Source organism: Aeromonas sp. R1-1 (genome assembly GCF_040908495.1).
Taxonomy (GTDB): domain Bacteria; phylum Pseudomonadota; class Gammaproteobacteria; order Enterobacterales; family Aeromonadaceae; genus Aeromonas; species Aeromonas veronii.
Window position 1 is genome coordinate 1 of sequence record NZ_JBFODV010000007.1, and the last position, 7,523, is coordinate 7,523.

A 7,523-nucleotide genomic window follows, 5' to 3' on the forward strand; every position below is an offset into this window, starting at 1 on the left:
GGCGCCGTGCAGCTCTATTTCACCTACTTCAACATCTGGCTGGTAGAGCGGCTGGCCTGGGATCCGGCCCAGCTGGCGCAGGCGGCTGTGCTGGTGAGCCTGCCCATGATGGCGGGCTCCTGGCTCGGCTCCCGCATCGCCCGTCACTGGCGCGGCAGCTCCCTCGGCATTGTCGGCCATCTGGTGATGGCGAGCGGCATGCTGCTCTTTATCCTGCCCGTGCACTGGTGGGGACTGGCGCTTACCTTCGTTCCCGCTGGCATCGGCATGAGTCTGGGGGAGCTGGCCACTTCGGTGGCGATCTCCAACCGCAGTCACCCGGAGCAACAGGGGCAGGCGATGGGGCTCTACCGCGCCCTCGCCGTAGGCAGCGAGATCCTGGCGGTGCTGCTCGGCAGTCTGGTGCTGCTGGCCGGTACCGAGTGGCCCTTCTATCTCGCCACCCTCTGCTCCCTTGCCAGTGCCGCCGGTTTCCATCTGCTGCGCCGCCGTGCCGACCGTCGTCAACAGCTGGCCAGCTGCACCTGAGCCGCGAAGGGATCACAGTTCGGCGCTTCGGCTGCGGGCAAGACTTGCATCGGGGCGCCGGGTCTGGGACGGTAAGGCTCTTTGCGGATTTGTTCGATGCTGGAGGAGCTATGAGTGAGTACAAGGCCATCGCGCTCGATATGGATGGCACCCTGCTGACCCGGGATCACAAGATCTCGTCGGCCACCCGGGCAGCCCTGGCGCAAGCCCGCGCCCACGGCATCAAGGTGCTGCTGGTCACGGGGCGCCACTACATGACGGCGCGTCCCTTCCACCACGAGCTGGCCCTCGACACCCCCCTCATCTGCAGCAACGGCGCCTATCTCTATGATCCGGTGCAGAACCGGATCATCAGCGGCGACCCGCTGGCGGCTGCCCCGCTTACCGAGCTGCTGGCCGCGGTCGAGGCACAGCAGATGGGCGCCCTGTTCCATCTGAGCGAGGGGATCGGCTACATCGGCTGTGAAGAGCATGTCACCCGCATCCGCCACTGGTCGGCCAATCAGCCGGACCACCTCAAGATCGCCATCCATCCGGTTGAGGAGCTGGCAGGCTGGCTCGACAACCCGGTCTGGAAGCTGGAGCTGTTCAATCAGGATCCGGCGTGCCTGCACACCTTTATGGGCGAGGTGGTCGAGCAGATGCCCTTTACCCGCGACTGGGCGGCCCCCTATGCGGTGGAGCTGGTACAGCCCGGTTGCAGCAAGGGCAACCGGCTTGCCCAGTGGGCCGCCAGCGAAGGGATTGAGATGGATCAGGTGGTGGCGTTTGGTGACAACAACAACGACATCAGCATGTTCGAGCAGGTGGGGCTGGCGGTGGCCATGGGCAATGCGGCCCCGCAGATCCAGAGCCATGCCCATCGGGTCACGGCCGACCACAACGAAGATGGTATCGCACTGGCGCTACAGCGCTGGGTACTGCCCTGAGCTGACAAGATGCAACATGGCCAGCACGCGGGCTGGCCATGAAGAGAGGGATTAACCGCCGAAGGAGAACTGGATCACCCGATCCGGATAACGCAGACGGTTGTACTCCCGGCGCAGGGATTCGTAGTGGCGAATGGCCCGATCGCGCTTGGCGCGGTAATAGTCACGCTGCTCCGTGTTGGTTTCGTTGCGGATGCTGCGCTCCAGCGTATCGATATCACGCTCGGTACGCTCCAGCTCGTCGCTGATCTCCCGCAGGCGGGCAGCCAGTTTGTACTCTTCGTAGCCACGCTGATACTGCTTGAGGAAGCTGGCGTCATTGGGGCATACCCCCAGATAGGCCTGCCCCTCCTTGCCCTTGCTGTAAGCCAGCTCGGGAATGCAGTAGAGCTCCAGCCCCTTGTCGTAGCCCCGTTTCCACTCGGCTTCATCCACTTTGAGGCCATATTCGCTGCAAGACGAAACGTAATCGCGGGTCGCCTGACGGGTTTTGCCTTCCGATCCATCCTGATAACCCAGGTTGTACCAGCTCATGGTGCGGCACTCATCTTCTGACAGGGCACTGCATCCCGCCAGCAATACCGGCAGGGTCAGCAACAGGATTTTGGGGGACATGAACAGACTCCGGAAAAGATAGTGACCGGCATTCTAGAGAGGATAAAAGGCCATAACAAGGGATGCGCTCCCGTGCGGTCTGGCGCGGTTTATTTGATGTTTTTGTCACTATTCAACGCCGTGCCAGACGGGCGGCCAACCCGCTTTCCTTGTTATCAGGCGCAAGGTAAACTGCCCCATCTTTTAACTGGCGCGCAACAAAAACAATGAAAGTCCTGACCGTCGATTACCGCTCACCCGATGCGGCCCAACGCTTCACCGAATCCCTGCGAACCACCGGCTTTGGCGTGCTGACCAACCACCCCATCCCGAAAGAGCTGGTGCAGTCCATCTACGACAACTGGTATCGCTTCTTCATGAGCGAGCAGAAGCAGGATTTCCTGTTCAACCGCGAAACCCAGGATGGCTACTTCCCGCCGTCGGTCTCCGAGGTGGCCAAGGGCCATAGCCAGAAAGACATCAAGGAGTACTTCCACATCTACCCCTGGGGCCAGATGCCGGAAGAGCTGAAAGAGCAGGCGATGGAGTACTATCGCCTCGCCAACGGTCTGGCCGCAGAGCTGCTGAGCTGGGTCGAGCAGTACACCCCGGCCGATATTGCCGCCAACTACAGCTGCCCGCTCTCCTCGATGATCGAAGAGAGCCAGAAGACCCTGCTGCGGGTGCTGCACTATCCGCCGTTCGATGGCACCGAGGAGCCGGGCGCCATCCGCGCCGCCGCCCACGAGGATATCAACCTGCTCACCATTCTGCCCGCCGCCAACGAGCCGGGGCTGCAGGTGAAGGGCTCCGATGGCGAATGGATGGACGTGCCGTGCGACTTTGGCACCCTCATCATCAACATCGGTGACATGCTGCAGGAGGCCTCTCGCGGCTACTACCCTTCCACCACTCACCGCGTCATCAACCCGACCGGTGGCAGCGCCGCCAAGTCGCGTATCTCCCTGCCGCTGTTCCTCCATCCGCGCCCGGATGTAGTGCTCTCCGAGCGTCATACCGCCCACAGCTACCTGATGGAGCGGCTGCGGGAGCTCGGGGTGATCTAGTCCGCCGACGAGCAGTTGTCAGAGACCAAACCGGAGCAATCTCGCTCCGGTTTTTTATTTGGTGGCAGGATTGGGCTAAAAACAGAATTAAATTAGCCAATCATGCCAATAAATCGCATTTACACCTGATAACCGTCATAGTGATTGCGTAGTGACCTCCGTAACATGAGCGCCATTCTGCCCTGCCAAGGGGCGCTCGATTGGAGTTCTTATGAAGCAGTCCCAATGGTCATCCCGACTCGGCTACATCCTCGCCGCAGCGGGTTCCGCGGTCGGTATCGGCGCAATCTGGAAATTCCCCTATGTCACCGCCGTCAACGGCGGCGGCGCCTTCCTGCTGGTCTTTCTGCTGTTCAGCTTCACCCTGGGGGTGGCGGTACTGATGGGGGAAACCCTGCTCGGCAGCATGAGTCGCCGCGGGGTAGTCGGAGCCTTCTCCGATCTGCTCGGCAAACAGTGGCGCTGGGTTGGGGTAATGGGAGTGATCTCTACCCTGCTCATCTACTGCTTCTACAGCGTGGTGGGCGGCTGGACGCTCGGTTATACCGGCATGGCCCTCTCCGGTCAGCTCAACCATGGGGATGCGGCTGCTCTCACCGCCCGCTTCAATGACTATGTCAGCGGCGACGTCTGGCCAATCCTCACTCACCTGCTGTTTGCCGCCCTCACCTGGATAGTGGTGCAAGGCGGCATTCAGAAAGGAGTGGAGCGCACCTTGCGCTGGATGATGCCGGCCCTGTTCCTGATGATCCTGATGCTGGTCGCCTTTGGCCTCACCCTGCCCAATGCGATGGCGGGAGTACGTCACTTCCTGATGCCCGACTTCAGCAAGCTGGGGATGTCCGGCGTGCTCGATGCCATGGGGCTGGCCTTCTTCTCCCTCTCCATAGGTCTTGGCATTCACACCACCTACGGCGCCTATCTGCCGACCAGCGAAGGGGTTGGTCGCTCCAGCCTCTGGGTGGTACTGCTGGCCAGCATGGTGGCAGTACTGGCGGGGCTGATGATCTTCCCGGTGCTGGCCTCGACCGGTATCGACCCGGCATCCGGTCCCGGTCTCACCTTTATGACCATGCCGGCGGTGTTTCAGCTGCTGCCCTTCGGTCAGGTGCTTGAGGTGATCTTCTTCGCCCTGCTGGTCTTCGCGGCGCTCTCCTCCGCCATCTCCCTGCTGGAGCATTTGCAATGCTTCCTGTGCGAGACCTGGGGCTGGTCACGCCGCACGGCCTGCAGCGCCATCACTGGATTCGTCATGGTTAGCGGTGTTCCGGTCAGCCTGTCGTTTGGCCCGCTGCAACACGCCACCCTGTTTGGCAAAACCATTTTCGAGTTGCTGGACTTTGTTACCTCCAACCTGATGATGCCGCTGTTCGGCCTGATGCTGACGCTGCTGCTGGGCTGGAAGCTGGGACGCAAGGCGCTGCCGCAGGGGATTGCCAGCCATTGGCATCACCTGCTGATGAACTGCTGGCGCTGGATTGCCCCCTTGCTGATCGGCGGGATCTTGATTCGCGGTCTGGTGTGACGGTTACTCTTCGCGGGTGGGCTCATCGGCCCGCCCCTGTGCGGCTCTGACGGCCTCCAGGGCATGCTGCCAGCGGGTGATCTCGGCATCATCCGTTCCCTTGGAGAAGACGATATAGAGACCGGCCTGATGGAGCAGCACTCCACTGCTGACGATGCTGCGCCGGGATAACCCCATCTTGTCGAGGGTGGCCTCCATCACCAGCTCCGCCATCGGCAAGGCATCGATCTTGCCCAGCATCAGCCGCTCTATCGCCTCCCCGACTGTCTTGTAGCGCACCAGATTGGTGTAGCCCTCATGGGTCAACCGCACATCATCGGCATTGCCCAGCACTACCCCCACTCTGGGCAGATCTCGCAGCTGTGCCAGCGAGGTCAGCGGGTGGCGACTATCCGGCGCCTGATAGATAAAGACCCTATTGATAAAAAGCGGGCCAACCCATTTGAAATGGGACTCCCGCTCCGGGAGCCGCTGTACCACGAACAGTCCATAGCCGGGCTCGACCCGTGCCAGCGCCAGCGCCCGCTTGAGCGGGTAAATCCGCACCGGATAACGGGTGCCAAGCTCCTCCTGCACCTCATCGATCAGGCGAATGGCAAATCCGTCGAGCTTGCCGTCGCGGTATTCGGTAAAGGGGGGTAAGTCGTGACTCAGCAGGGTTAATCCGGGCTGCGCCGACACACTCAGGCTGATCAGTAACCAGGGCAGCACCATCCATCTCATACGACATCCTGTCTCATCGTTGTTCCCGTCAGCGCCATGTAGCGGTCACTAGTTCCAGAAGAAGCTACGTCGATTATCGCCCAGTAAATAGCCACAAGGTAGAAAAGATACGGCCCGGCGAGGTTTTCCTCCCACTGAGTTGTACGTATAGCCAGAGTGGTGACAGCGGCACACATAAAAAATTTTTGATTTTATGTGTCAATTATTCTTTCCATGGTTTAGGCTGTTCCCTCATTCATTAGTCAGGTTGTCACCTCATGTCTGCCATCCTCGTGCTGTTTGGTCGATTTTTTAGCTCGCAAGAGAGGTGACCTTGCACGCACAGTTTTTCTGAATGTTCATTGCAAAGGTCGCCTCAGGCGGCCTTTTTTATGGTCTGTCGTTTATTGCTACAGAGGAGTATTGCTTCGATGTCGTGTTACCCGGAGGTTGTATGAGCCAGGTTCAGTGGTCTTCCCGTCTCGGTCATGTGCTGGCCGCAGCAGGCACAGCGATTGGCCTTGGTGCCATCTGGAAGTTTCCCTATGTGACCGCCACCAATGGCGGTGGTGCCTTTCTGCTGGTGTTTCTGCTGTTCAGCTTCACCCTGGGGGTAGCGGTACAGGTCGGCGAAACCCTGCTCGGCAGCCATAGCCAGCGCGGGGTGCTCGGCGCTTTTCGCAAACTGGTGGGGCCGAACTGGCGCTGGATGGGGTATATGGGGATTGCCTGCGGCTTCTTTATCTACAGCTTCTACAGCGTGGTCGGTGGCTGGACCGTGGGTTACGCTGCGCTGGCGATGGCTGGCAAACTCAACCTGAGCGAGGGGAGCGCCCTCACCGCCCTGTTCAACGGCTATGTCAGCAACCCCTGGTGGCCGGTGCTGACCCATCTGGTGTTTGCTGGGCTAACCTGGTGGTTCGTGCAGGGAGGTATTCAGAAAGGAGTGGAGCGGGCACTGCGCTGGATGATGCCCGCGCTCTTCATCATGATGTTGTTGCTGGTAGGGGTCGGTCTCTCCATGCCGGGCTCCATGGCGGGTGTACGCCAGCTGCTGCTGCCGGACTTCTCCATGCTGACCGGCCAGAGCGTGCTGGACGCGCTGGGACTGGCCTTCTTCTCCCTCTCCATCGGGCTCGGGGTACACACTACCTATGGCGCCTACCTGCCCAATAGCGAAGGGGTGCTGCGCTCCGGGGTGTGGGTGGTCACACTGGCAAGCCTTATCTCGGTGCTGGCGGGCTTGATGATCTTCCCGGCGCTGGCCTCCACAGGTATCGACCCTACCGCGGGCCCAGGGCTCACCTTTATGACCATGCCTGCCGTGTTCAGCCATCTGCCGTTCGGTCAGGGGCTGGGGGTGATCTTCTTCCTGTTGCTGCTGGTGGCTGCCCTATCCTCCTCCATCTCCATGCTGGAGCATCTGGTGCGCTTCACCACCGAGGAGTGGGGTTGGTCGCGTCGTGGTGCCTGCCGGGTGTTGACCCTGCTTATCATGGCATCCGGCATTCCGGTGAGCCTGTCGTTCGGCCCATGGAGCGATCTGACCCTGTTTGGCAAGACCATCTTCGAGTTGCTCGACTATCTGACCTCCAACCTGATGATGCCGCTGTTTGGTCTGGTACTGACCCTGCTGCTGGGCTGGCGCCTGGGTGATGCCATTCTCCCTGTAGGCCTGTCACCCGCCCTGCGTCTGGCGCTGCTCTGGTGCTGGCGCGTGGTGGCGCCGCTGCTGATCAGCGGGATCCTGATCCGCGGGATCATGTAGCACCTTGCGCATCTTTGCGGGCAGGCCTTGGCCTGCCCTTTTTATTGCTGGCGTTTACTTTATTACAGGCGTTCATATGAGCAGCATCACGATGGACAGGAGTGCAGTCGGGCAATCTCGGCAGAGCAGAGTAGAGGATGTGCGAAATAACAGAGTGGCAGAGTGGCAGAGTGGCACACTATAAGAGGTGGTGCTCGGCTCGCCACAACGGCAACAGAAGACGCTGGAGTACTGAATTGCGGGCAAAAAAAATCCCCATCTGAGTGGGGACTTTCTCTGCAACCGCAGCTGATATCTCAGCTTCGCTTGCGAATATGGTGGTCGTTACTGGGATCGAACCAGTGACCCCCTCCTTGTAAGGGAGGTGCTCTCCCAGCTGAGCTAAACGACCTGGGATTCTTGAAATGATG

At 60.4% G+C, this 7,523-nt stretch carries 7 protein-coding genes and 1 tRNA gene; 5 read left to right on the forward strand and 3 right to left on the reverse strand.

The features are described 5' to 3' along the window. On the forward strand, nt 1–528 hold a 528-nt coding region (locus AB5Y92_RS00205; RefSeq protein ID WP_368225068.1), incomplete at its 5' end, for an MFS transporter. Nucleotides 529–638: 110 nt separating this feature from the next. Next, complete coding sequence (locus tag AB5Y92_RS00210; protein WP_368225070.1) at nt 639–1,457, forward strand: Cof-type HAD-IIB family hydrolase; 819 nt, start codon at nt 639–641, stop codon at nt 1,455–1,457. Between the two features lie 51 nt (nt 1,458–1,508). Here AB5Y92_RS00210 and AB5Y92_RS00215 read toward each other — a convergent pair whose 3' ends face one another. Then, on the reverse strand, nt 1,509–2,072 hold the full coding sequence (locus tag AB5Y92_RS00215) for a DUF2799 domain-containing protein (RefSeq protein ID WP_005362971.1): 564 nt from the start codon (nt 2,070–2,072) through the stop codon (nt 1,509–1,511). Nucleotides 2,073–2,278: 206 nt separating this feature from the next. Between AB5Y92_RS00215 and AB5Y92_RS00220 the strand changes: the two genes are divergently transcribed. Together AB5Y92_RS00220 and AB5Y92_RS00225 are read left to right on the forward strand one after the other, a co-directional pair. Then, nucleotides 2,279–3,118, forward strand: coding sequence for an isopenicillin N synthase family oxygenase (locus tag AB5Y92_RS00220; protein ID WP_216979488.1), 840 nt, complete (start codon nt 2,279–2,281; stop codon nt 3,116–3,118). A 211-nt stretch (nt 3,119–3,329) separates the two neighbouring features. Continuing rightward, nucleotides 3,330–4,643 (forward strand): sodium-dependent transporter, encoded by a 1,314-nt coding sequence (locus AB5Y92_RS00225; RefSeq protein ID WP_201938701.1) that lies wholly within the window; start codon nt 3,330–3,332, stop codon nt 4,641–4,643. A 3-nt stretch (nt 4,644–4,646) separates the two neighbouring features. Here the strand turns inward: AB5Y92_RS00225 and AB5Y92_RS00230 are convergent, their stop codons facing one another. Further along, the gene (locus AB5Y92_RS00230; RefSeq protein WP_058059681.1) at nt 4,647–5,366 is read right to left on the reverse strand and encodes an ABC transporter substrate-binding protein; all 720 of its coding nucleotides are present in this window, start codon (nt 5,364–5,366) and stop codon (nt 4,647–4,649) included. A gap of 433 nt (nt 5,367–5,799) precedes the next feature. Here AB5Y92_RS00230 and AB5Y92_RS00235 point away from each other — a divergent pair, with 433 nt between their 5' ends. Next, on the forward strand, nt 5,800–7,113 hold the full coding sequence (locus AB5Y92_RS00235; protein ID WP_021229590.1) for a sodium-dependent transporter: 1,314 nt from the start codon (nt 5,800–5,802) through the stop codon (nt 7,111–7,113). A 315-nt stretch (nt 7,114–7,428) separates the two neighbouring features. Here AB5Y92_RS00235 and AB5Y92_RS00240 read toward each other — a convergent pair. Then, nucleotides 7,429–7,504, reverse strand: a tRNA-Val gene (locus AB5Y92_RS00240). Nucleotides 7,505–7,523 lie beyond the last annotated feature (19 nt).

What these genes read in the sequence shown, in the direction of transcription:
- AB5Y92_RS00210 (WP_368225070.1), top strand. Translation starts at nt 639, where the DNA reads ATGAGTGAGTACAAGGCCATCGCGCTCGATATGGATGGCACCCTGCTG.
- AB5Y92_RS00225 (WP_201938701.1), top strand. Translation starts at nt 3,330, where the DNA reads ATGAAGCAGTCCCAATGGTCATCCCGACTCGGCTACATCCTCGCCGCA.
- AB5Y92_RS00235 (WP_021229590.1), top strand. Translation starts at nt 5,800, where the DNA reads ATGAGCCAGGTTCAGTGGTCTTCCCGTCTCGGTCATGTGCTGGCCGCA.
- AB5Y92_RS00220 (WP_216979488.1), top strand. Translation starts at nt 2,279, where the DNA reads ATGAAAGTCCTGACCGTCGATTACCGCTCACCCGATGCGGCCCAACGC.
- AB5Y92_RS00215 (WP_005362971.1), bottom strand. Translation starts at nt 2,072, where the DNA reads ATGTCCCCCAAAATCCTGTTGCTGACCCTGCCGGTATTGCTGGCGGGA.
- AB5Y92_RS00230 (WP_058059681.1), bottom strand. Translation starts at nt 5,366, where the DNA reads ATGAGATGGATGGTGCTGCCCTGGTTACTGATCAGCCTGAGTGTGTCG.